A 22,864-nucleotide genomic window follows, 5' to 3' on the forward strand; every position below is an offset into this window, starting at 1 on the left:
GCGTGGTGACGGAGGCGATGACGGCTCGGATGAAGGTGCCCAGCTGCTCGCGCTGGGTCGCCCCGCACAGCTCGACGACCTCGGCCGGGATGTCGCGACGGGACAGGATGCCGGCGTGGATCGCGTCCTCCAGGTCGTGGGCGCAGTAGGCGATGCGGTCCGCCCACGAGACGATCTCGCCCTCGACCGTGCTCGGGGCCGGCCGGGACCAGGAGTGGTTGCGGATGCCGTCGAGGGTCTGCGCGCAGAGGTTGAGCGGGGTCAGCACGACGTCGGCGCCCCACGGGCCGTGGTCGTAGCCCTCGGGCAGGAAGAGGTCGAAGGCGTCCTCGCTGGCGTGCCCGCCGGGACCGTGCCCGCAGTCGTGACCCAGCGCGATCGCCTCGGTCAGCGCCACGTTGGCCCCCACCCCGCGGGCGATCGAGCTCGCGACCTGCATCACCTCCAGCGCGTGGGTCAGCCGGGTCCGCTGGTGGTCGCTCGGCCACACCACCACCTGCGTCTTGCCGGCCAGCCGGCGGAAGGCGGTGGAGTGCAGGATCCGGTCCCGGTCGCGCTCGAAGCAGGTGCGCTCGGGGTCGGGCTGCTCGGGGCGGGCGCGCTCCCCTGCGCCCGAGGCGCGGGTTGCACCCGGGGCCAGCGTCGCCGCCTCGGCCTCCTCGCGGGCCACCCGGTCGCGCACGGGCACCGGCCCCAGCCGGGCGCCGGAGTCGCGGTGGGCGCTGACCACGTCCTCCCCGGCGTGCCCGGCCATGGTCTCGGCCCAGGCGACGGCCCGCGGCATCAGGGCATGGGTCTGCTCAGCACACATCGGTGGTCAGCGTAGTCGCCGGGTCAGCCCCCGGAGACGTCGTCCTCGGCGCCGGCCAGGTCGAGGTCGGTGCCGCAGGTGTCGTCCAGCCACCCCTCCGGCAGCACCACCCGGTGGCGCGGGTTGCCGCGCCGTCCGCGGGGGGCGCCGAGCTCGGCCACGGGGAACGGGGCCTGCGGGTCGAGCTGGGCCAGGCAGGCGTCCAGGTCGGCGAGCGAGGAGACGGTGCCCAGGCCGCGGCGGACGTCCCCGCCCACCGGGAAGCCCTTGAAGTACCAGGCCATGTGCTTGCGCAGGTCGGTGAGGCCGCGCTCCTCCCCCATCATCTCCGCCAGCAGCTCGGCGTGACGGCGGACGGTGGCCGCCACCTCGCCCAACGTGGGCAGCGCCGTCGCGGGGCGGCCCAGGAAGGCGCGGCTCAGGTCGGAGAACAGCCACGGCCGGCCCAGGCAGCCGCGGCCGACCACGACCCCGGCCGCGCCGGTGTGCTCGAGCATCCGCAGCGCGTCGTCGGCCTCCCAGATGTCGCCGTTGCCCAGCACCGGGATGTCGACGGCCTCGACCAGCCGGGCGATCGAGTCCCAGTCGGCGGTGCCGGAGTAGGACTGGGCCACCGTCCGCCCGTGCAGGGCGATCGCGGCGACGCCGCTGTCCTGGGCGATCCGCCCGGCGTCGAGGTAGGTCAGGTGGTCGGCGTCGATGCCCATCCGGGTCTTGGCGGTGACGGGCACGCCGTGCTTGCCGGCGGCCTTCACCGTGGCCCGCAGGATGGCGGCCAGCAGGTCCCGCTTCCAGGGCAGCGCACCCCCGCCGCCCTTGCGGGTGACCTTGGGCACCGGGCAGCCGAAGTTCAGGTCGACGTGGGTGACCCCGAACTCGCCGCAGAGGATGTCGGCGGCCTCACCCATGTACCGCGGGTCGACCCCGTACAGCTGCACCGAGCGGACCGACTCCCCCGCGTCGAAGCCCAGCATCGACAGCGTCTTCGGGTCGCGCTCCACCAGCCCGCGGCTGGTGATCATCTCGCAGACGAACAGCCCGGCCGGACGAGGCGCACCGTCACCGGCCACCTCGTCGGCGCCGCGTTCGGCCTGCTCCCGGCACAGCGTGCGGTAGGCCACGTTCGTGACACCGGCCATCGGTGCCAGCACCACCGGCACCGGCACCTCGAGGGGGCCCAGGCGCAGCGGAGGGGTCAGGGTGGTGGTCTCGGTCATGGCCCGCCCATGGTAGTCGGCGCCCGCGCACGCCGTGGCTGAGCCCGCGGCGGCCTACCGTCGGCTCCGTGATCGTCCACCGCAGCAGCACCCCCGACGCCGAGTTCGCCCGGCTCGACCGCGCCGCGGCCGACCGGTTCCGCTCCCTCGTCGTCGACGAGCTGGCCCGCCGCGGGCGCCCGGGCCGGATCGAGAACGGGGTCGCCCGCACCGGCGAGCGCGCCTACGGGCTGGAGAACCTGGTCCGCCTCGTCGCGCCCCGCCCGCAGGAGGAGTGGCCCGCGCTGGTCGCGCACCACCTCGACGTCGTGGACGCCGCGTCCGAGCGCGAGCACCCCCGGTCGACCTGGCCGCGCTGCTGCCGCGGCTGCGCCGGGTGGAGGACGCCGTCCCAGGCACCCTGCAGCGGCGGCTGACCGACGACCTCGTCAGCCTGCTGGTGCTCGACGAGCCCGACCGGGTGACCGCCCCGACGGCCGAGGCCCTGCTCGCCACGGGCGTCGCCGCGGACGACCTCGGCCGCCAGGCGCTGGCCAACCTGGCCGACCACCTCGGCGCCGAGCCGCTGGACCGCTTCGAGGCCCAGACCGACGGCCGGCCGGTGCACTGCCTGGCCGGCGACAGCTTCTTCGTCGCCTCGGCCGCGCTGCTGCCCGCCAGCCAGGGCTGGCTCGGTCCCGACCCGTACGGGCACGGCCACCTGGTGGCCGTCCCCAGCCGGCACCTGCTGATGGCCACGCCGGTGGGCGGCCCGCCGGACTGGGTGGTCACCACGAACACCCTCGTCCAGCTGGCGGTCGCGCGCCACGACGCCGAACCCGGGCCCATCAGCCCCGACGTCTACTGGGTGCGCGCCGACCGCTGGACGCGGATCAGCCAGCGCACGCCGAGCGGCCTGAGCGTCACCCCCGGCCCGGAGCTGGAGGCGCTGCTGCGCTGAGCGGGTCGGCTCAGCAGCCGATCAGCCGGGCGGCCAGGTAGCCCTCGACCTGGGACAGGGCGACCCGCTCCTGGGTCATCGCGTCACGCTCGCGGATCGTCACCGCGTCGTCCTCGAGGGTGTCGAAGTCGACCGTGATGCAGAACGGGGTGCCGATCTCGTCCTGGCGGCGGTAGCGGCGCCCGATCGCCTGGGAGTCGTCGAACTCGACGTTCCAGTGCTGGCGCAGCTGGGCGGCCAGGTCGCGGGCCTTGGGCGAGAGGGCCTCGTTGCGCGACAGCGGCAGCACCGCGGCCTTCACCGGGGCGAGCCGCGGGTCCAGCTTGAGCACCGTGCGCTTGTCGACGCCACCCTTGGTGTTGGGGGCCTCGTCCTCGGTGTAGGCGTCGACCAGGAAGGTCATCAGCGAGCGCGACAGCCCGGCCGCGGGCTCGATGACGTAGGGCGTCCAGCGCTCGCCGCTGGCCTGGTCGAAGTACTCCAGCTTGTGCCCCGAGTGCTGGGAGTGGGTCGTGAGGTCGAAGTCGGTGCGGTTGGCGATGCCCTCCAGCTCACCCCACTCGCTGCCGGCGAACTCGAAGCGGTACTCGATGTCGACCGTCCGCTTGGAGTAGTGGGACAGCTTCTCCTTCGGGTGCTCGTAGTGGCGCAGGTTGGCCGGGTCGATGCCCAGGTCGACGTACCACTGGGTGCGGGTGTCGATCCAGTACTGGTGCCACTTCTCGTCCTCGCCCGGGGCGACGAAGAACTCCATCTCCATCTGCTCGAACTCGCGGGTGCGGAAGATGAAGTTGCCGGGGGTGATCTCGTTGCGGAAGCTCTTGCCGGTCTGGGCGATGCCGAACGGCGGCTTCTTGCGCGAGGTGTTGAGCACGTTCATGAAGTTGATGAAGATGCCCTGCGCGGTCTCCGGGCGCAGGTAGTGCAGCCCGGACTCGTCCTCGATCACCCCGAGGTAGGTCTTGAGCATCATGTTGAACTCGCGCGGCTCGGTCCACTGCCCGCGGGTGCCGCAGTGCGGGCAGGCGATCTCGGACAGCGGGACCGAGTCGGGGTCGTCGATGCCCTTCTTCGCCGCCAGCGCCTCCTGCATGTGGTCCACCCGGAACCGCTTGTGGCAGGACTGGCACTCGGTCAGCGGGTCGGTGAACTCGCCGACGTGGCCCGAGGCCACCCAGGTCTGACGCGGCAGGATCACCGAGGAGTCCAGCCCGACCACGTCCTCGCGGCTGGTGACCATCGACCTCCACCACTGCCGCTTGATGTTCTCCTTCAGCTCCACGCCGAGCGGGCCGTAGTCCCAGGCGGAGCGGGTGCCGCCGTAGATCTCGCCGCAGGGGAAGACGAAGCCACGACGCTTCGCGAGGGAGATGACGTTGTCCACACGGGAGGGGGAAGCCACGAGCTGCGCTCCTAGGTCGGTGCACGCGAGGTGCGTGCGTCGGGCGCCCGGCTGGCGTCCGACCTGCGATCGGGAAGTCTAGCGGGGCGGGGAGCCCGCCCCGCCCGACTTCAGCGGACCTCGACGGCCTCGTCGACGGCGTGCCGGGCCGGCTCGCCCGACCCGTCGGGGGCGGTCTCCCCCGCGGCCGCGTGGGCCGGGACCGGCGGGACCTCGGCGGTCTCGGTCTCGACGGCGACCGCCGGGGCGAGGGTGTCCCGCAGCGGCAGCGCCGGGATGAACACGGTGGCCACGATGGCCAGCGCCGCCAGCGGCAGCGCGGTCAGGAAGACCACGTGCATGGCCTCGCCCAGACCCATCCGGATGGCCTCGGCGACCGCCGGCGGCAACCCGGCCAGCACGGTCGGGTCCAGCACCGACCCGGCGTCGACCTGACCGGCGGCCGCGCCGGCTCCCGGGGGCAGGTGACGGCCGATGGCCGGGGCGAGCTGGGTGGTCATGACGGTGCCCAGCACGGCGACGCCGACGGTCGCACCGGCGCTGCGGAAGAACTGGGTCGCCGCGGTGGCCACACCCATGTCGCGGGCCTCCACCGCGTTCTGCACCACCAGCGTGTAGGTCTGCATGCAGGCCCCCAGCCCCAGGCCGATCACGACCATGGCGGCGGTGAGCTGCAGGTTGGACGAGCCGTAGTGCACCCGGGTCAGCAGCCAGAAGCCCACCAGCACCACCACGGTGCCGGCCAGCATCAGGCCCTTGTACCGGCCGGTGCGGGTGATCAGCAGACCGATGACCATCGAGGTGCCGATCATGGCCACGCTCATCGGCATCACGATCAGGCCGGAGTTGGTGGCGTTCACCCCGAGCACGCCCTGGGCGTAGACGGGGATGTAGAAGATGGCGCCGAACATGGCCATGGCCACGGCCAGGCTGGCCACCGCCGAGAAGGTGAAGACGCGGCTGCGGAACATCCGCAGCGGCAGGATCGGCTCCTCGGTGCGCAGCTCCAGCGGGATGAACACCGCCAGGGCGAGGGCGCCCACGGCGTACAGGCCGATCACCTGCCACGAGCCCCAGGGGTAGCTGGTGCCGCCCCAGGAGGTGGCCAGCAGGATCGCCACCAGGGCCACCGACAGCAGCACGGCGCCCTTGACGTCGACCTTGGCCCGCCGCTGCACGTGGTCGAGGTGCAGGAACTTCACGATGAAGAAGAGCGCGGCCACACCGACCGGGATCGTGATGAAGAACAGCCAGCGCCAGCCGAAGTGGTCGGTGATGGCGCCGCCGGCCAGCGGTCCGGCGATCGAGGAGAAGCCGAACACCGCACCCATCAGCCCCTGGTACTTGCCGCGCTGCCGCGGCGGGATGACGTCGCCGATGATGGTCTGCGACAGCGGCATCAGGACGCCCATGCCGGCGCCCTGCAGCGCGCGGGCGGCCACCAGCCAGCCGAAGTTCTGGGCCAGCCCGGACAGCACCGAGCCCACCATGAACACCACCAGCCCGGCGATGTAGAACCCGCGCCGGCCGTAGAGGTCGGACAGCTTGCCCACGATCGGGGTGGTCACCGCGGCGACCAGCATGGCGGCGGTGGCGAGCCAGCTGTAGTGCTCGATGCCGCCGAGCTCGGCGACGATGATCGGCATCGCCGGGGAGACGATGGTCTGGCTGATCGAGGCGACCAGCATGCCGCACATCAGGCCGACGAAGATGGTGCGGACCCTGGGGTGCAGCCCCGTCGCGGGCGCCGCGGTGGCGGGTGGTGTGGTCATCGGTTCAGGACATCCTTCTCTGGGGCGGGCGCGCTCGGTGGGTCGAGCTCTTCGGACAGCAACCCGGTGAGCTCGCCGTTGAGCTGGGTCAGCAGTGAGGTCAGCCGCCGACGGTCGTCGAGGGGCCAACGGGCGAGCATCCGCCGGACGAGGTCGCGGCGGGCGTCGCGGTCGCGGGACCAGGTGGCGGCCCCGGTCGCGGTGAGGATGATGCGGCGCGCGCGGCCGTCGTCGGGGTCGGGGACGCGGGTCAGCAGACCGCACCGCTCCAGGGCGGTGACGTGCCGGCTGACCGTGGAGGCGTCCAGACCGAGGGCGGTGGCGAGCTCCTGGATGCGCAGCGGTCCGTGCTCCCGCACGGCCGACAGCATCGTGTAGGTGTGCTGGTCGAGCTCGAGGCCGACCTCGGCGCTGCGGTGCTGCCAGCGCCGCAGCAGCCGGAACAGGGACCGGAGCTCCTCCTCCAGCGCCGGGACGTCCTCCGCCGTCCGGGTCGCCAGGGATGCTTGCATGCTGCACACAGTAGGTCAGAACGTGCAGTGACTGCAAAAATATTCCGGGGGTCGAACTCCTATGCTCGGCGCCATGGGCGAGGCGAACCCGCGCGGGCTCCGCGACGAGAAGAAGCGCGTCACCCGGCACAACCTGCGGCTGGCCGCGCTGCGGCTGGTGGACGAGCGCGGCCTCGAGGGCACCACCACCGAGGAGATCGCCCAGGCCGCGGGTGTCTCGCCGCGCACCTTCTTCAACTACTTCCCCACCAAGGAGTCGGCGCTGGTCGGCGTGGACGCCGAGCTGGCCGAGGCCATGCTCGCCGCCATCCGGGAGCGCCCGGCCGGCGAGCCGCCGCTGACGGTGATGCGGGAGGTCTACCTGCAGTTCGCCGAGGTCACCGCCGCCGACCGCGACCTGTGGACGCTGCGGATCCAGGTGGCCCGGGCGAACCCCTCGCTGCTCTCGCAGGTGTTCGGCAACAGCACCAAGTGGGACCGCCGGGTGGCCGAGGCCATCGCCCAGCGGACCGGCCGCGACCACCACACCGACCCCTACCCGGCGCTGGTGGCCTCGGTGGCCAACGCGGCCCGCCGCTCGGCGGTGCACCGGTGGGCCATCTCCGACTCCGAGGCCCCGCTGTCGGAGGCCATCGCCGCCGCCTTCGACCTGCTCGCCGCCGGGCTGCCCGAGCCGCCGGACTCCCCGGGGACCGCGACGGAGCGCGCCGGGGCGTGACAGGCTGTGGCGGGTGAGCACCCCGACGCGACGCACCCTCCCGCCCGGCAGCTGGCCGTCCCCGGTCGCACCGGTCGACCTGGCCCGCTCCGCCCGCCTGGACGACCTGACCTCCGTCGGCCGCAGCCTGCTGTTCACCCGCAGCGACCCCGCCAGCGGCGAGCAGCGGCTGCACGGCTGGGACGCCGAGACCGGGCTGGTCGAGCTGGGCCCGCACGACGTCCGCAGCCGGGTGCACGAGTACGGCGGCGGCGCCGTGGTCACCGACACGGCCGGCGGTGGTGACGGCTCCGTGCTGGTGGTCGACTTCGCCGACCAGCGGCTGCACCGCGTCGACGCCGCCGGGCGCAGCGAGCCGGTGACGCCCGAGACCGGCGCCCGGGTGCGCTGGGCGGCGGGGGTGACCCTCCCCGACCGCCGCGTGGTGGCGGTCCGCGAGAGCCACGACGGTGACACCGCCACCGAGGTGCGCAACGAGCTCGTCCTGCTCGACCCCCGCGACGGCAGCCAGCAGGTGCTGGTGGGCGATGCCGACTTCGTCACCGCACCGCGGGTCGGTCCGGACGGCTGGCTGGCCTGGCTGGCCTGGGACCACCCGGACATGCCCTGGGACGGGGCGGCGCTGTGGGCGGGCCGGCTCGAGGGCGACAGCCTGGTGGACGTGCGCCGGGTGGCCGGCGGGGACGACGTGGCGGTCTGCGAGCTCGACTGGTGGCGCTCCGACCTGGTCTTCACCGAGGACTCCACCGGGTGGTGGGAGCTGTACCACCACGACCTGGGCAGCGGTGCCAGCACCCGGCTGACCGAGGCCGAGGCCGAGCTGGGTGGCCCGCGGTGGGTGCACGGCGGCGACCGCATGGCCGTGGTCGGCGACGCGGTGGTGCTGGTGCGGACCCGCGAGGCCGCCGCCGACCTGGTCCGGGTGGACCTGTCCCGGCGGCCGGACGGCAGCGTGGTCGGGCAGCTGGTCGAGTGGCCCACCGCCACCGGGCAGGTGCAGCAGCTGGTCCGTCACGCCGGCGCGGTCGCCACCCGCGAGGTCGACCCCGACGGCCGCCGCGCCGTCCGGCTGCGCGGCCTGGACGGCTCGGTCGTCGACGTGGACGACCTGCCCGGACCGACCACCCGCGCCGGCGACCTGGGCGAGATCCGCCCGGTGACGGTCGGCGAGGGGGCGGAGACCACCCACGCCTTCCTCCACCTGCCCGCCAACGCCGACGTGACGGCGCCCGAGGGCTCGCGGCCGCCGCTGGTGGTGTTCCTGCACGGCGGCCCGACCAGCCACACCCCGCCGGTGCGGACGGCCGCGATCGCCTTCTGGACCACCCGCGGGTTCGCGGTCGCCGACGTCAACTACCGCGGCTCCACCGGCTTCGGCCGCGCCTACCGCGACGCCATGCGCGGGCGCTGGGGCGAGATCGAGGTGGCCGACGTGATCGCGGTCGCCACCGAGCTGGGCCGTCGCGGGCTGGTGGACGCCGACCGGATGGCGGTCCGCGGCGGCAGCGCCGGCGGGTTCACCACGCTCGCCGTGCTCACCGCGCCCGAGCACCCGTTCGCCTGCGGCACCTCGTTCTTCGGCGTGGCCGACCTCGCCGCCCTCGCCGAGTTCACCCACAAGTTCGAGTCCCGCTACCTGGACCGGATGGTGGGGCCGCTGCCGGAGACCGCCGACGTCTACCGCGAGCGCTCCCCGCTCACCCACGTGGACCGGTTGTCGGTGCCGCTGCTGGTGCTGCAGGGGCTCGACGACAAGGTCGTCCCGCCCGAGCAGTCCCAGGTCGTCGTCGACGCCGCCCGCGAGAAGGGGCTGCTGCACGACTACCTGACCTTCGCCGGCGAGGGTCACGGCTTCCGGCGTCCCGAGAACGTGGCGGCCTGGCACACCGCCGAGCTCGGGTTCTACCGCAGCGTGATGGGCATCCCCGACGAGGAGGGCGAGCAGGGAACCTCCGAGGCCGACGGGGCGGGCCGGCAGCACGATGGCCGCTGAGCCGCTGCCCGCGCGCCGGCACGCCGGCGAGACCGAGGACCAGCGGCTGGACCGGAACTGGAACGAGCTGCTGCAGGAGCTGCGGGTGGCCCAGACGGGGGTGCAGATCCTGCTGGGCTTCCTGCTCACCGTGCCCTTCGGCCCCCGCTTCGACGACGTGACCGACGCCCAGCGGACGGTCTACCTGGTGGTGCTCTGCGGCTCCGTGCTGGCCACCTCGCTGCTGGTCGCCCCGGCGGCGTTCCACCGGGTGCTGTTCCGCCGGGGGCTGCGGCCCTGGCTGGTGGACCGGGCCCACCGCACCGCCACCGCGGGCCTGGCCGTGCTGGCCCTCACGCTGACCGGCGTGGTCTGGCTGATGTTCGACGTGGTCCTCGGCCACACCCCGGCCCACGTCGCCGCCGCGGCCACGCTGGTGCTGTTCACCAGCCTGTGGGTGCTCTGGCCGGGGCTGCTCTACCGCCACGGCGAGGCCGCGGACTGACTCCTGCGGATCAGTCCCCGCCGCGGGGGCGGTTGCGTCCCACCAGCTCCCAGTCGTCGTAGGCCGTCGGCTCGTCGATGGCCCGGCTCAGCAGCGGCACCACCACCATCTTCGACTCCAGCCCGCCCAGCGCCCGGCGGTAGGAGCCCACGTCGACCCAGCGGGTGGTGATGGTCCACAGCTCGGGCTCGTCCAGGTTGCGCCCCAGGTCGACGCCGAGGAACCCCGGACGCACCGAGAGGACCGCGATCGCCCGCTCGGCCCCCGCCAGGAACTCCGGGACGTCGGGCTCGACCACCCGGAACCGGGTCAGCACGATCACCGCAGCAGCTCCTGCACGCAGGCCAGCGCACCGCGCTCGGCCAGCCGGCGCCGCGCCGCCACGTACATCGCGCGCACCTCCTCGTCCTGGCCGAGGGCGCCGAACACCGGGCGGCAGTCGAGGAACGCGCCGGGCTGCTCGGCCTCGCGGGCGAGGTGGCTGCGCAGCTCGGCCAGCCGCAGGTCGGAGGGCTCGATGGGCGTACCGTCCTCGGCCCGGCCCTCGAGGAAGCGGCTCCAGGCGGCGAGCACCAGGACCATCCGGCGCACGTCGGCGCCGGCGGCCCGGCGCTCGCGCAGCACCGGCAGCAGGAACTTGGGGATCCGGTCGGAGGAGTCGGTGGCCAGCCGGGCCAGCGTGTCGCAGACGGCCTCGTTGCCGAAGCGGGCCAGCAGCTCCTCGCAGTAGGCGTCGAGGTCGACCCCGGGGACCTCCGGGAGCGTCGGTCGCGCGTCGAGGTCCATGTAGTCGCGCAGGAACCGGCTGAAGGCCCGGTCCCGGCCCACCTCGTGCACCCAGCGCCGCCCGGCCAGCACGCCCAGGTGGCTCATCGCCTGGTGGGAGGCGTTGAGCAGCCGCAGCTTCATCAGCTCGTACGGCTCGACGTCCTGCACCAGCTGCACCCCCACCCGCTCGAGCGCGGGCCGGCCGGCGGGGAAGCGGTCCTCCAGCACCCACTGGGCGAAGTCCTCCGCGACCACCGGCCAGCCGTCCTCGACGCCGTAGCGGGTGGCGAGCTGCGAGCGCAGCGCGTCGGTGGTGGCCGGGGTGATGCGGTCCACCATCGAGCTGGGGAAGGCGACGTGCTCCTCGATCCACGCCGACAGCCCCGGGTCGGTCCGCGCGGTGAACGACAGCAGCGCCCGCCGGCAGACCGTGCCGTTGCCCGGCATGTTGTCGCAGGAGACGACGGCGAACGGCACCGTGCCGGCGTCCCGGCGGCGGCGCAGGGCCCCGGCGAGCAGGCCGAGCGCGCTGCCCGGCGGACGGGCGGGGTCGGCCAGGTCGGCCAGCGTCTGCTCGTCGCGGGGGTCGAACTCGCCGGTGGCGTCGTCGACGGAGTAGCCACCCTCGGTGATGGTCAGCGAGACGATCCGGGTCGCCGGGTCCGCCATCCGGGCCAGCGCGGCCTCCGGGTCGTCGGGCACGTGGTGGTGGGCGACCACGGACCCCACCACGCGCGCCCGCTCGGTGCCGTCGGGCGCCCGGGTGAGCAGGGTGTAGAGGTGGTCCTGGTCGCGCAGCACGTCGCGGACGGCCGCGTCCCGGGGCATCACGCCGACCCCGCACACCCCCCAGCCGGGGTCGCCGCCCAGCTCGAGCAGCCGGTCGAGGTACATCGCCTGGTGCGCACGGTGGAAGGCCCCCACCCCGATGTGGACGATGCCGGGCCGCACCCGGGACCGGTCGTAGCCGGGCACCGAGACGCGGGCGTCCAGCCGGGGAAGGGACGCGGCGTCGAGGTGGACCATCACTGCTCCCCTGGTCGGTGGACGTCTGCCTGCTCCGCACCCTAGCGGTCGGGACGGACGTCGCGGCGCCGCCGATTTGACGGCACCGGCCCACACAACGAGAATCATTCTCATGTCATTGAGTCGTCGTCTGTCCCTGTGCGCGCTCGCGCTCCCCGTCCTCCTCACGGCCACCGCCTGCGGGGGCGGGGCCGCCCCGGCCGGGGACGGCGACGGCCTCAAGGTGGTGACGGCCTTCTACCCCTTCCAGTTCGTGGCCGAGCGGGTGGCCGGCGACCAGGCGACGGTGACCAGCCTGACGGCCCCCGGCGCCGAGCCCCACGACCTCGAGCTGTCCCCCCGTCAGCTGATCGAGCTGGCCGAGGCCGACCTGGTGGTGTACCAGTCCGGCTTCCAGCCCGCCGTGGACGAGGCCATCGCGCAGAACCCGCCCGCCGACGTGGTCGACGTGGCCGAGCTGGTCACCCTGCGCACCATCGGCGAGGAGGAGGCCACCGCCGAGGAGCACGGCCACGAGCACGGCGCGGAGGAGGAGCACGCGCACGAGCACGCTGAGGAGGGGCACGCGGAGGAGGGGCACGCGGAGGAGGAGCACGCGGAGGAGGAGCACGGCGCCGAGGAGGGTCACGAGGGGCACGACCACTCCGCCGAGGCCGGCAGCACCGACCCGCACTCCTGGCTCGACCCCACCACCATGGTGGCCGTGACCGACGTCGTGGCGGACCGGCTGGCCACCGCGCAGCCGGAGTCGGCCGGCGAGGTGGAGGCCGCGGCGGCCCAGCTGGTGGCCGAGCTGGAGGACCTCGACCAGGACTTCCAGACGGGTCTGCAGAGCTGCGAGCGGCAGGAGTTCATCACCACCCACGCCGCCTTCGGCTACCTGGCCGACCGCTACGGCCTGACCCAGATCGCGATCAGCGGCATCAGCCCGGACGCCGAGCCGTCCCCGGCGCGGATCGCCGAGATCCACGCCGAGGCCAAGGCGCACCAGGTGACCACCATCTTCACCGAGACCCTCACCTCCCCCGCCGTCGCCGAGGCCGTGGCCGGGGACCTCGGGCTGCGCACCGACGTGCTCGACCCCCTGGAGGGGCTGACCGAGCAGTCCCGCGGCAGCGACTACATTGCGGTCCAGCGGGCCAACCTGGAGGCCCTGCGGACCGCCAACGGCTGCAGCTGAGGAAGGGGCGTTCGTTGCCTCAGAACCCGACGGCGCCCGAGGGCGCCGTCGTCCTGGCCCGGGACGTCCACGTCAGCCTGGGCGGCCAGCCGGTGCTGCACGGCGTCAGCCTGACCCAGCCGCCCGGCACCGTGCTGGCCCTGATGGGCGCCAACGGCTCGGGGAAGACCACCCTGGTGCGGGCCCTGCTGGGCCTCGTGCCGCTGCAGCGCGGCTCGGTGGAGCTCTTCGGCACCCCGGTGGCCCGCTTCCGCCGCTGGTCGGCGATCGGCTACGTGCCCCAGCGCTCCTCGCTGACGCTGCGCAACGCCACGGTCGGCGAGGTGGTGGCCTCGGGCCGTCTCGGCCACCGACGCCCGTTCCTGCCCCGCAGCCGCCGCGACAAGGAGCAGGCCGACGCCGCCCTGGAGCGGGTGGGGCTGTCCGGGCGCCAGCGCGACGAGATGGTCCACCTGTCCGGCGGGCAGCAGCAGCGGGTGCTGATCGCCCGGGCGCTGGCCGCAGAGCCGCAGCTGCTGGTGATGGACGAACCGCTGGCCGGGGTCGACGCGGAGAACCAGCAGGCCATCGCCGAGGTGGTGGCCGGGCTGGTGTCGGACGGGCTCAGCGCCACCGTGGTGCTGCACGAGATGGGGCCGCTGGCCCCCCTGCTGAGCCGGGCGGTGGTGCTCGCCGACGGCCGGGTCAGCCACGACGGACCCGTCAGCGGCGTCCCGGCCACGCCGGGGCACGAGACCGACGAGCTCAGCCCGCCGGACGGCGGCCGTGCCTTCCTGACCCAGCCGGTGAGCCCCGACCACCACCACGACGACCGAGGACCGCACTGATGGACCTGCTGTCCTACGACTTCATGCAGCGGGCGCTGCTGGTCGCCCTGCTCACCGGGCTGATGGCCCCGGCCATCGGCACCTACGTGGTGCAGCGCCGGCTCGCGCTGCTCGGCGACGGCCTGGGCCACATCGCGATCGCCGGCGTCGGGCTGGCCCTGCTCACCCAGAGCCAGCCGCTGCCGACCGCGGTGGTGGTGGCCGTCCTCGGCGGCGTGCTCGTCGAGCTGCTGCGCCAGCGCGGACGCGCCTCCGGGGACGTCGGCCTGGCCATCCTCTTCTACGGCGGGCTGGCCGCCGGCGTGCTGATGGCCGGGATCACCGGTGCCGGCGCCGGCGCGCTCTCGCAGTACCTCTTCGGCTCGCTGACCTCGCTGACCCCGGCCGACGTGGTGGTGGTGGCGGTGCTGACCGCCGTCGTGCTGGTGCCGGCGCTCGGGCTCAGCCCGCAGCTGTTCGCCGTCTGCGCCGACGAGGACCACGCCCGGGTGCTGGGGCTGCCGGTGCGCACGCTCAACTTCCTCGTCGTGGTGCTCGCGGCGGTCGCGGTCACGGTGTCGATGCGGACGGTCGGGCTGCTGCTGGTCAGCGCCCTCATGGTGGTGCCGGTGGCCGCCTCGCAGGGCGTGGTGCGCGGCTTCCGGGCCGGGCTGCTCGCGGCCATGGGCATCGGCGCCCTGGTGGCGGTGGGTGGTGCGGTCGGCAGCTTCTACGCCGACGTCGCCCCCGGGGCCCTCATCGTGCTGATCGCCATCGCCGTCTTCGTGGCCACCTGGCCGCTGGCCGCCGTGCTGGAGCGTCGCCGCCGCACGTCGGGCGGCGCGTAGGCTCGACGCGCCCCCGAGCCCCGCGACCGCCCACCAGGAGGACCAGATGGACACCGGCACGCCGCAGCGACGGACCCGGCAGCAGGCTGCCGTGGCCGACGCCCTGGCGCGGCTCGACGACTTCCGCAGCGCCCAGCAGATCCACGCCGTGCTGCGCGAGGGGACGTCCCCGGTGGGTCTGGCCACGGTGTACCGGACCCTGCAGTCGATGGCCGACGCCGGCAGCGTCGACACGCTGCGGACCGACGAGGGCGAGCTGCTCTACCGCCAGTGCTCCACCGGCCACCACCACCACCTGGTCTGCCGCAGCTGCGGGCGCACCGTCGAGGTCTCGGCGCCGGAGGTGGAGCGCTGGGCGGCCCGCGCCGCCGAGGCCCACGGCTTCCGCGACATCCGCCACGACCTCGAGGTCTACGGCACCTGCGCCGACTGCTGAGGCTCCCCGCTCCCCTCCCGAGGGGCCCCGCGGCTTCCGCCCGGAGACGTCCCTTGCCGCTCCTCGGAGCCGCGTGCCACAGTGATCTCCACTCGACGGAGAGGCGACACGATGAGCGTGACGGTGGTAGGACCTGCTGAGACCCTGCCCATCCCGGCCGGCGCGGACGAGGAGACCGCCGCGATCGTGCGCAGTCTCTACACCGACGGGATCACCGCCTGCCGGGGCGCGTTCTCGGTCGAGTGGGCCGACCAGATGGCCGAGGACATCAGCACGGCCTTCGAGGAGGCCCGCAGCCGCGAGGGCGGCGCGGTGGGGCGCGGTCCGAACCGCTACTACGTCGAGATCCACCCCGAGCAGCTGCGCGGCTTCGTCGACCTGGTGGACCACCCGTGGGTGCGCAAGGTGAGCGAGGCCGTCCTGGGGCCGGACTACGAGATCGTCGAGCTGGGTTTCGACATCCCCTTCCCCGGCGCGGTGAACCAGCCGTGGCACCGCGACTTCCCGATGCCGGAGGAGACCCGCACCGGCGGCCGGCTGACCTCGCTGGCGTTCAACCTGACTGCGGTGGACACCGTCGACGAGATGGGCCCCTTCGAGATCGCGCCGGGCACCCAGTGGGACTGGTCGGAGGACTTCGACCACCTGATGTTCCCGCCCAAGGAGCTGTACCCCCGCTACGCCGAGCGGGCGGTGCGCAAGTACCCCAGGCGCGGCGACATCTCGGCGCGGTCGGCGCTGACCATCCACCGCGGCACCGCCAACGTCTCGCAGAGCTGGCGGCCGGTGCTCGTGCTGGGCATGGACGCCCCCGGCGCGGGGAACGCCGAGCACCACGACATGGCGGTCACCCGCGACTACCACGCCGCGCTGCCCGAGCGGGTCCGCCAGCACCTGCACTGCCCGGTGGTCGACGAGCTGCGCCCCATCACCCAGAAGCACACCATCGAGGGGCTGGTGATGGGCGAGGCCTGACCGGCCCGGCCGTCACGCTCAGGCGCCGAAGCCGTTCTCCGGGGTGCGCTCGGGGGCGGTGGTGCCGCGGAACCAGGCCTGGTACCAGGGGTCGAGGTCCACGTCGGTGGTGGCGCGGGCCCGGTCGAGGAAGTCCTCCACGCTGCGGGCGCCCCGCTGCTGGGCCCAGTCGCGCATCAGCGTGGTGAAGGCCTCCTCCCCGATCAGGTTCCGCAGCGCCTGCAGCGCCATCGGGCCGCGTTCGTAGACGGTGGCGAAGATCCGCTGCGGGCCGGGGTCGTCCAGCGGGACGGCCCAGAAACCGGGGTCGTCGGCCAGCTGCTCGTAGGTGGCGACCATCTGCTGGTTGGTGGTGGGCCCGCCGCGGCGCTCGGTCACCACCCACTGCAGGTAGGAGGCCCAGCCCTCGTTGTTGAAGATGTCGTCCCAGCGGCTGAGGGTGACCGCGTCGCCGAACCACATGTGGGCCAGCTCGTGCACCATCAGGGTGTCGGCGTGGCCGTCGGCGGCCAGCGCCCGTCCCAGGTAGATCGGCCGGGTCTGGGTCTCCAGCCCGCCGAACCAGAACGAGAACGGGGGTACCACGCCGCCCATCTCGCTGAAGGGGTAGGGACCCAGGTCGGTCTCCAGCTCCGCGATCCACTGCGGGGTCTCGGCCAGCTCCCCCAGCAGGTCGGTCTGCTGCTCGGGGCTGAACCGCTCGCTCACGGCGTAGACGTAGGGCCGTCCCGACACGGTGCCCTGCTCCAGGCGGTACTGGCCCACCATCAAGAAGTTGAGGTAGGTGGCCATCGGCTCCCGTGCCCGCCAGTGCCAGGTGTCCCAGTCCTCCTCGTCCCCGGCGTCGCGGTCCACCAGCTCGCCCACGCTGATCACCTCCACGCCGCGCGGCACCCGGACGCGCACCTCCATCAGCGCCGGGTCGCTGGGGTGGTCGTCGGCGGGGAACCACCAGGCCGAGCTGGCGGGCTCCCCGGCGATGCCCAGCTCCTCGCCCTGGCGGTGAAGCGGGGACTGGTCCTCGGCCACACCCGGCACCGAGACCTCACCCGGGTCGCCGGCGTAGTCGACCCGGACCACGAACTCCTGGCCCGCCTCGATGCCGTCGGCGGGCTCCACCCGCAGGTCGGTGCCGTCGACCGTCTCGACCAGCGCGGGCTCGCCGTCGACGGTGGCCGCCGTGACGGGGAGGCCCAGGTCCAGGTGGACGACGTCCAGGTCCTGGGTGGCGCGGGCGGTGACCGTCGTGCTGCCGGCCAGCACCGGCCCCTCCACCGTCAGGTCGATCAGGTAGGACAGGGCGTCGTAGCCACCGGCACCGGCCTGGGGGAAGTAGGGGTCGCCGGCGCCGGACAGCGGGCTGCGCTGCGGCCGGATGCCCACCCCCAGCACGGCGACGAGCACCACCACCAGCAGCAGCGGCAGCCCGACCGCGGGCACCAGCCACCACGGACCGTCCCCGGGGGCGTGCGAGGAGGCCGGCCGCGGCGCCGGCGGACGGGTCAGCAGCGGCGGGCCCCCACCGCCGTCGAGGGGCCCGGGCCCCGGGCTCACTGCCGCTCCAGGTGCGGCAGCGAGCGGAGCCCGCGCTCCAGGTGCCAGGCCACGAAGGCGGCGGTCAGCCCGCTGGCCTCCCGCTGCCGGGCGGGCTCGACGTCGCGGGTGGCGGGCCAGTCACCGGCCAGCAGCGCGGCCATCAGGGCCAGCGTCGCGGGCGCCGGGACGGCCGACCCCGGCGGGCGGCAGCGGACGCAGACCACGCCGCCGACGGCGGGTGAGAAGGACTGGTGCGGGCCGGCCACCCCGCAGCGGGCGCAGTCGCCGAAGGAGGGCGCGTAGCCGGCCACGGCCAGCGAGCGCAGCAGGTAGGAGTCCAGCACCATGGTGGGCGGACGCTCGCCGTCGCTGGTGCCGGCGCTCAGCACCCGCAGCGCCCCGGCCAGCAGCAGGAACTGCTGCAGGGCCGGCTCCCGCTCCTCGGTGACCAGCCGGTCGGCGGTCTCCAGCATCACCTGCCCGGCGGTCCAGCGGGAGTAGTCCCGCGACAGCGGGTCGCCCCAGGCGTGGCGCAGCTCGACCTGGGTGACCACGTCCAGCGAGCGGCCCTGGGCCAGCTGCAGGTCGATGTGACCGAAGGGCTCCAGCCGCGAGCCGAACTTGGAGGTGGTGCGGCGCACCTGCCGGGCCACCGCGCGGATCTTGCCCCGCTGGCGCGACAGCATCGTGATGATGCGGTCCGCCTCACCCAGCTTGTGGGTGCGCAGGACGATCGCCTCGTCACGGTAGGTCGGCACCCGCCCATTGTCCCCCGCAGCCCCAGCCGCGGGGCGGCCCCTCCCGGGTCAGCTCCGGAGGCGCTTCTGCCAGGCGCCCTCGGTGGCCACGCGGCGGAACCCGAGGGCCACGTTGATGGCCAGCATCCACTGGTTCTCCCCGGCGTTCCAGGTGTGGATGCGGCGGGTGCCGGGACGCTGCCGGGCGAGCTGGTCGAGGTTGGCCACCTTGACCAGCAGGCCGAGCCGGTGCCCGCGGTGCTCGCCGTGGACGAGGGTGTCGCCCTGCCAGGCCACCGCCTCGTCCTCCTGCGGGCAGAACAGCAGGGTGTAGGCCACCAGCTCCCCGCTCGCCACGTGCTGGGCGACGGCGGTGAGGACCGTCCGCCCCATCCGCACGGCCCGCTCGTCGGAGCGGACGACGCGCTCGACGTCCCAGACCTCCTCCCCGATCTCCAGGTCGGCCGTGGGGACGTCCACGCTCATCCGCTGGTGGAGCCGGGCCATGCCGGCCCGGTGCTCGGGAGGGGTCGGCCCGGTCCAGGTCAGCACGCGGTAGCCGCCGGCGGCGTCCTCGGCGCGCCGGCGCAGCGGGTCCAGCACCTCCGCGGGCACCGGCACGTCCAGCTGCGAGTGCCGCTCGGTCTGCTCCAGCCGGTAGCCGTGGCCGAGCGCGAAGGCGGCCGACGGGTCGCTGCTGCGCAGGCTGCCCACGCCGGTGGGTGCGGTGAGCGCGTCCGGGTCGGCCGGGTCGGCCTCCTCGGAGTGGGTGGTCCAGCTCAGCAGCGTGTGCCGGCCGGCCTCCCGGGCCTGCGCCTCCAGCGCCCGCACCAGGGCGGTGCCCACGCCGACCCGGCGGGCCGCGGGGTCGACCTCCACGAACAGCTCGGCGGTGTGCAGGTTGTCCCGCAGCGGCAGCGAGGCCTGGCCCCAGCCCAGCACCGTGCCGGCCGGCTGGGCCAGCTCGGGCACCCCGGGGGCGTCCTCCTCCCCCGCACCGCCGGCGGGCCCGGCCACGGCCACCAGCAGCCGCCGGTCGGTGTCGTCGCGGTCCAGGTGGGCGACGTGCAGAGCCTCCGGGGAGTCCACCAGGTCGGTGTGCCCGTACAGCTGCTGGGCGTTGCGCTCGCTGATCCGGGCGACCTCGCCGAAGAGGGCGCGGACGCCCGCCGCGTCGGAGACGGCGACCGACGCGAGGTGGAACTGACGGTCCGGGACCACGGTGCTCACAGCGGCATCCTCGGTCAGGGCAGGGGCCCCTCACCACCGGGTTTCGGCGGGCGTACTGTGCCGACGACGGTTACCCGAGAAGGTGGGAGGAACGGTGTCGACGACGCAGTCGGAGGAAAGACCGGTCAGGAGCCTCATCCCGGCCCGGATGCACGACATGCCCTGGAGCAAGTTCCACTGGATGGTGATCTTCGGGCTGGGGACCGCCTGGATCCTGGACGGTCTGGAGGTCCAGATCGTCGCGGCCGGCGGCTTCGAGGAGTCCCTCGGCATGAGCACCACCCAGGTGGGGCTCGCCGGCACGGTCTACCTGCTGGGCGAGGTGGTGGGTGCGCTGCTCTTCGGCCGGCTCACCGACACCCTGGGGCGCAAGAAGCTGTTCGTGATGACCCTGGCGGTGTACCTGATCGCCTCCGGTCTGGCCGCCTTCTCCCCCAACGTCTGGGTCTTCCTGGTGCTGCGCTTCGTGGCCGGCATGGGCATCGGCGGTGAGTACTCGGCGGTCAACTCCGCGGTGGACGAGCTGATCCCCGGCCGGTTCCGGGGACGGGTCGACCTGGCCATCAACGGCACCTACTGGCTCGGTGCGGGCATCGGCGCGTTCGCCAGCCTGTTCCTGCTGGACCCCGACATCGTCGGCAGCAACATCGGCTGGCGGATCGCCTTCCTGATCGGCCCGGTGCTCGGTCTGGGCATCATCTACCTGCGCCGCCACATCCCCGAGAGCCCGCGCTGGATGGTCACCCACGGCCGCGGCGAGGAGGCCGAGCAGGTCGTCCGCGGCATCGAGGACGAGGTCCGCGCCAGCGGCAAGCAGCTGCCCGACCTCGACGAGGAGCGCGACGGCATGTGGGTCAAGGCCCGCGAGGGCCTGCGGCTGCGGCAGCTGGCCTACGTGTTCTTCACGCTGTACCCGAGGCGGACGGTGCTGGGCGCCACCCTGATGATCACCCAGAGCTTCTTGTACAACGCGATCTTCTTCACCTACTCGCTGGTGCTGCAGAACTTCTACGGCCAGACCCCCTCGAGCGCGGCGCTCTACTTCTTCCCGTTCGCGGTCGGCAACCTGCTCGGTCCACTGCTGCTCGGCCCGCTGTTCGACACCGTGGGGCGGCGCAAGATGATCGGGGGCTGCTACGCCTTCGCCGCGGTGGTGCTGACGGTCTCGGCGTTCCTGTTCAACGCCGAGGTGCTCTCGGCCGGGGCGCACACCGCCTTCTGGTGCCTGGCCTTCTTCTTCGCCTCGGCCGGGGCCTCGGCCGGCTACCTGACCGTGTCGGAGATCTTCCCGCTGGAGGTGCGCGGTCAGGCGATCTCGTACTTCTTCGCCCTGGCCCAGGTCTTCGGCGCCATCGGCCCGGTGTTCTACGGCTGGCTGATCGGTGAGGGCACCGACCGGACCGGGCTGTTCTGGGGGTACCTGATCGCCTCGGCCATCATGCTGGTGGGGGCCCTGGTGGCCGCCGTCTTCGGTGTCGACGCGGAGAACAAGTCGCTGGAGGAGATCGCCCCGCCGCTGAGCTCCTACGACGAGCACGGCAACGAGACGATCCACCTCCCGGTGTGAGGAGGCACGGATGAGCGTTCAGGACGAGAGCGGGGCCGGCGCGCCGGACCGGCCCTACACCGTGGTGGTGGGGGTGAGCGCCACCTCGGGCTCCCCCACCGCGCTGGTCTGGGGGGCGGCGCAGGCCCGGCAGAACGGCGGGCGGCTGGTGGCCGTCCGGGCCTGGCGGATGCCCTCGCCGCCGCCCACCACCTCGGGCGGCATCGGCAGCCGGGTGCAGCGCGAGTCGGCGGTGGAGCAGAACGCGCTGGAGATCCTGCGCCGCGACGTCGCCGCCGTGCTCGGCGAGGACCACCAGGCCGAGGTCCGGCTGGTGCGGGGCAGCAGCCAGTCGGTGCTGCTGGCCGCCGCCCAGGACGCCGACCTGCTGGTGATCGACGCCCCCCGGGCAATGACCGGGGCGCCGCTGTTCGCCCAGCGGATCGTCTACGCCGCCTCCTGCCCGGTGGTGGTGATGCCGCCGGCCATCTCGGGGCAGCGTCCCAGCGCGGTGCAGCGGGCCGGACGGGCGGTGGGGCGGGCGGCACTGCGGTCGGTGGCGATGGCGGGACGCCCGGGCTACCGCCCGCCGATGCCCCCGCCCTCCGCCCAGCCCTGAGCCGGGCGACCGCCCGGGTGGGGGCCGTCAGGGGACGGCGGGGACGAGCGCGGCCGCGGCGGGTTCGTCGCGCAGCGCCCGCCGGAGCACGACGACCATGACGGCGCCCACGGCCACCGCGAGGCCGCCGAGGGCGACGTAGGAGCCCGCCGCCCCCCACCAGCCGGCGGCCAGCCCGCCGAGGGTGAGGGCCAGCACGGACGCGGTCCGGGTGCAGCCGGTCAACGTGGCCAGCACCCGGCCGCGGGAGGCGTCGGGGGCGCGCAGCACCAGCAGCGCACCCACGGAGGTGTTGTAGGCCCCGGAGCCCGCCGCCACGAGCAGGCCGAGGGCGGCGGCGGCCCAGGCGTCGGCCAGCAGGCCCGTCAGCAGCAGACCGCTGCCCATGGCCAGGGTGCCGGTGGCGCAGCTGAGCACCCGGGTCCGCTCGGAGCCGATCCGCCCGGCCAGCTGCGCGCCGACCACCTGGCCGGCGAAGGCCGCGGAGGTGCCGAGGGCGTACAGCCACGCCGGGGCCCCCAGGTCGACGGTGACCAGCACCGGTCGCAGCACGTTGGTGGCCTCCACGGCCAGCACCACCGCCACCGAGGACAGCAGCACGGTGAGCAGCACCCGGTCGGCCCGGACGACCTGCCAGCCGCCCCGGGCCCGCTCTCCCCGCGGTGCGGCCGGCTGCGGCCGGCGGACCGTGCGGACGCGGGCCGCGGCCAGCGTCTCCAGCGCGAAGGCGCCGGCCTGCACGAGCACGGTGGCGGCGAACCCCAGCTGCTCCAGCAGCAGCGCCGCGACCCCGGCCCCGGCCGCCCCGGCCAGCGCGGAGAGCGAGAGCTGGTGACCGCTGACGCGCGCCACCGCCTGCTCCCCCACCACGTGGGGCACCAGCGCCGCCCAGCACGGCAGCGTCACCGCGAGCGACGCCTGCAGCACCATCTGGGCGACCAGAAGCGGCAGCAGCCCGCCCAGGATCCCCTCCCCCGGCGTGTGCGGGAGGACCGCGAGGGTCGCGGCCAGCAGCACCTGGACCACCCCCAGCACGAGCAGCAGCCGGCGGGAGTCGACCCGGTCGACCAGCCGTCCGGCCAGCGGCGCCATGGCGATGGCCGGCACGGCGTTGGACAGGTAGAGCGCGGTCAGCAGCAGCGGCTGGCCGGCGGCGGCCACCTGCAGGGTCAGCGCCAGGAAGGCGGCGGCCGAGCCGAAGGTCGCGGCGGAGCGCCCGGCGAGCAGCCAGCGGAGGTCGGCGGCCTGCGCCGGAGAGATACGAAGCGTTGACTTCATGATCGTGAAGCGTAGGCTTCATAAATCCTG

General features: G+C 74.1%; 23 protein-coding genes. 12 read left to right on the forward strand and 11 right to left on the reverse strand.

Features of this window, described 5'->3' with window-relative positions:
• A partial coding sequence (locus tag GC722_RS16000) for an HD domain-containing protein (RefSeq protein WP_231748010.1) occupies positions 1–754 on the reverse strand: 754 nt, incomplete at its 3' end.
• An 80-nt stretch (positions 755–834) separates the two neighbouring features.
• Complete coding sequence (dusB, locus tag GC722_RS16005) at positions 835–2,028, reverse strand: tRNA dihydrouridine synthase DusB (protein ID WP_156611740.1); 1,194 nt, start codon at positions 2,026–2,028, stop codon at positions 835–837.
• Between the two features lie 68 nt (positions 2,029–2,096).
• Between dusB and GC722_RS16010 the strand changes: the two genes are divergently transcribed.
• Both GC722_RS16010 and GC722_RS16015 read left to right on the forward strand, forming a co-directional pair.
• Positions 2,097–2,444, forward strand: coding sequence for a hypothetical protein (locus tag GC722_RS16010; protein WP_156611742.1), 348 nt, complete (start codon positions 2,097–2,099; stop codon positions 2,442–2,444).
• A complete protein-coding gene (locus tag GC722_RS16015) occupies positions 2,405–2,968 on the forward strand; it encodes a hypothetical protein (RefSeq protein WP_156611744.1) in 564 nt (187 codons plus the stop codon). Before GC722_RS16010 ends, GC722_RS16015 begins: the two co-directional genes overlap by 40 nt.
• Before the next feature lie 10 nt (positions 2,969–2,978).
• On the opposite strand, the gene GC722_RS16020 is transcribed toward GC722_RS16015, so the two are convergent.
• The 3 genes from GC722_RS16020 to GC722_RS16030 form a co-directional block, all read right to left on the reverse strand.
• On the reverse strand, positions 2,979–4,370 hold the full coding sequence (locus GC722_RS16020) for a glycine--tRNA ligase (protein WP_331714961.1): 1,392 nt from the start codon (positions 4,368–4,370) through the stop codon (positions 2,979–2,981).
• 110 nt (positions 4,371–4,480) lie between these two features.
• Positions 4,481–6,142 (reverse strand): MDR family MFS transporter, encoded by a 1,662-nt coding sequence (locus GC722_RS16025; protein ID WP_156611747.1) that lies wholly within the window; start codon positions 6,140–6,142, stop codon positions 4,481–4,483.
• Positions 6,139–6,654 carry a MarR family winged helix-turn-helix transcriptional regulator gene (locus tag GC722_RS16030; RefSeq protein ID WP_156611749.1) on the reverse strand — a complete coding sequence of 172 codons (516 nt, stop codon included), beginning with the start codon at positions 6,652–6,654 and terminating at the stop codon, positions 6,139–6,141. The genes GC722_RS16025 and GC722_RS16030 overlap by 4 nt, the downstream gene beginning before the upstream one ends.
• A 73-nt stretch (positions 6,655–6,727) precedes the next feature.
• Between GC722_RS16030 and GC722_RS16035 the strand changes: the two genes are divergently transcribed.
• The 3 genes from GC722_RS16035 to GC722_RS16045 are packed head-to-tail and all read left to right on the forward strand — an operon-like array spanning position 6,728 to position 9,849.
• Complete coding sequence (locus GC722_RS16035; RefSeq protein ID WP_156611751.1) at positions 6,728–7,372, forward strand: acyl-CoA-like ligand-binding transcription factor; 645 nt, start codon at positions 6,728–6,730, stop codon at positions 7,370–7,372.
• 13 nt (positions 7,373–7,385) lie between these two features.
• A complete protein-coding gene (locus tag GC722_RS19395; RefSeq protein ID WP_156611753.1) occupies positions 7,386–9,365 on the forward strand; it encodes a S9 family peptidase in 1,980 nt (659 codons plus the stop codon).
• On the forward strand, positions 9,355–9,849 hold the full coding sequence (locus GC722_RS16045) for a DUF6328 family protein (RefSeq protein WP_156611755.1): 495 nt from the start codon (positions 9,355–9,357) through the stop codon (positions 9,847–9,849). The genes GC722_RS19395 and GC722_RS16045 overlap by 11 nt, the downstream gene beginning before the upstream one ends.
• Positions 9,850–9,859: 10 nt before the next feature.
• Here the strand turns inward: GC722_RS16045 and GC722_RS16050 are convergent, their stop codons facing one another.
• Positions 9,860–10,171, reverse strand: a complete 312-nt coding sequence (locus GC722_RS16050) for an antibiotic biosynthesis monooxygenase family protein (protein ID WP_331714962.1) — start codon at positions 10,169–10,171, stop codon at positions 9,860–9,862.
• On the reverse strand, positions 10,168–11,643 hold the full coding sequence (locus GC722_RS16055; protein WP_156611758.1) for a mannitol dehydrogenase family protein: 1,476 nt from the start codon (positions 11,641–11,643) through the stop codon (positions 10,168–10,170). The genes GC722_RS16050 and GC722_RS16055 overlap by 4 nt, the downstream gene beginning before the upstream one ends.
• A gap of 112 nt (positions 11,644–11,755) precedes the next feature.
• On the opposite strand from GC722_RS16055, the gene GC722_RS16060 reads away from it, so the two are divergent.
• The 5 genes from GC722_RS16060 (at position 11,756) to GC722_RS16080 (ending at position 15,888) form a co-directional block, all read left to right on the forward strand.
• Positions 11,756–12,823 carry a metal ABC transporter substrate-binding protein gene (locus GC722_RS16060; protein WP_156611760.1) on the forward strand — a complete coding sequence of 356 codons (1,068 nt, stop codon included), beginning with the start codon at positions 11,756–11,758 and terminating at the stop codon, positions 12,821–12,823.
• Between the two features lie 14 nt (positions 12,824–12,837).
• Positions 12,838–13,650: a metal ABC transporter ATP-binding protein gene (locus GC722_RS16065; RefSeq protein WP_197430215.1), complete on the forward strand. Its 813-nt coding sequence runs from the start codon at positions 12,838–12,840 to the stop codon at positions 13,648–13,650.
• Positions 13,650–14,477 carry a metal ABC transporter permease gene (locus GC722_RS16070; RefSeq protein WP_156611765.1) on the forward strand — a complete coding sequence of 276 codons (828 nt, stop codon included), beginning with the start codon at positions 13,650–13,652 and terminating at the stop codon, positions 14,475–14,477. Before GC722_RS16065 ends, GC722_RS16070 begins: the two co-directional genes overlap by 1 nt.
• Before the next feature lie 46 nt (positions 14,478–14,523).
• On the forward strand, positions 14,524–14,913 hold the full coding sequence (locus tag GC722_RS16075; RefSeq protein ID WP_156611767.1) for a Fur family transcriptional regulator: 390 nt from the start codon (positions 14,524–14,526) through the stop codon (positions 14,911–14,913).
• 111 nt (positions 14,914–15,024) lie between these two features.
• Positions 15,025–15,888, forward strand: a complete 864-nt coding sequence (locus tag GC722_RS16080; RefSeq protein WP_156611769.1) for a phytanoyl-CoA dioxygenase family protein — start codon at positions 15,025–15,027, stop codon at positions 15,886–15,888.
• A gap of 18 nt (positions 15,889–15,906) precedes the next feature.
• Here the strand turns inward: GC722_RS16080 and GC722_RS19400 are convergent, their stop codons facing one another.
• Genes GC722_RS19400 through GC722_RS16095 form a run of 3 tightly spaced genes read right to left on the reverse strand, consistent with a single transcriptional unit; the run spans position 15,907 to position 19,391 of the window.
• Entirely contained in the window at positions 15,907–17,442 is a 1,536-nt protein-coding gene (locus tag GC722_RS19400; RefSeq protein WP_156611770.1) for a M1 family metallopeptidase, read from the reverse strand.
• Positions 17,439–18,182, reverse strand: coding sequence for a DNA repair protein RecO (gene recO / locus GC722_RS16090; RefSeq protein WP_331714963.1), 744 nt, complete (start codon positions 18,180–18,182; stop codon positions 17,439–17,441). Before recO ends, GC722_RS19400 begins: the two co-directional genes overlap by 4 nt.
• Positions 18,183–18,230: 48 nt before the next feature.
• Positions 18,231–19,391, reverse strand: a complete 1,161-nt coding sequence (locus tag GC722_RS16095; protein WP_156611772.1) for a GNAT family N-acetyltransferase — start codon at positions 19,389–19,391, stop codon at positions 18,231–18,233.
• 148 nt (positions 19,392–19,539) lie between these two features.
• On the opposite strand from GC722_RS16095, the gene GC722_RS16100 reads away from it, so the two are divergent.
• Positions 19,540–20,958: an MFS transporter gene (locus tag GC722_RS16100; RefSeq protein WP_156611773.1), complete on the forward strand. Its 1,419-nt coding sequence runs from the start codon at positions 19,540–19,542 to the stop codon at positions 20,956–20,958.
• Positions 20,959–20,968: 10 nt separating this feature from the next.
• Positions 20,969–21,556 carry a universal stress protein gene (locus GC722_RS16105; RefSeq protein ID WP_156611776.1) on the forward strand — a complete coding sequence of 196 codons (588 nt, stop codon included), beginning with the start codon at positions 20,969–20,971 and terminating at the stop codon, positions 21,554–21,556.
• A gap of 27 nt (positions 21,557–21,583) precedes the next feature.
• On the opposite strand, the gene GC722_RS16110 is transcribed toward GC722_RS16105, so the two are convergent.
• Complete coding sequence (locus GC722_RS16110; protein ID WP_156611778.1) at positions 21,584–22,834, reverse strand: MFS transporter; 1,251 nt, start codon at positions 22,832–22,834, stop codon at positions 21,584–21,586.
• Positions 22,835–22,864: the final 30 nt, after the last annotated feature.

The sequence above is a fragment of the Auraticoccus cholistanensis genome, from assembly GCF_009742705.1.
GTDB classification, from domain to species: Bacteria; Actinomycetota; Actinomycetes; order Propionibacteriales; family Propionibacteriaceae; genus Auraticoccus; species Auraticoccus cholistanensis.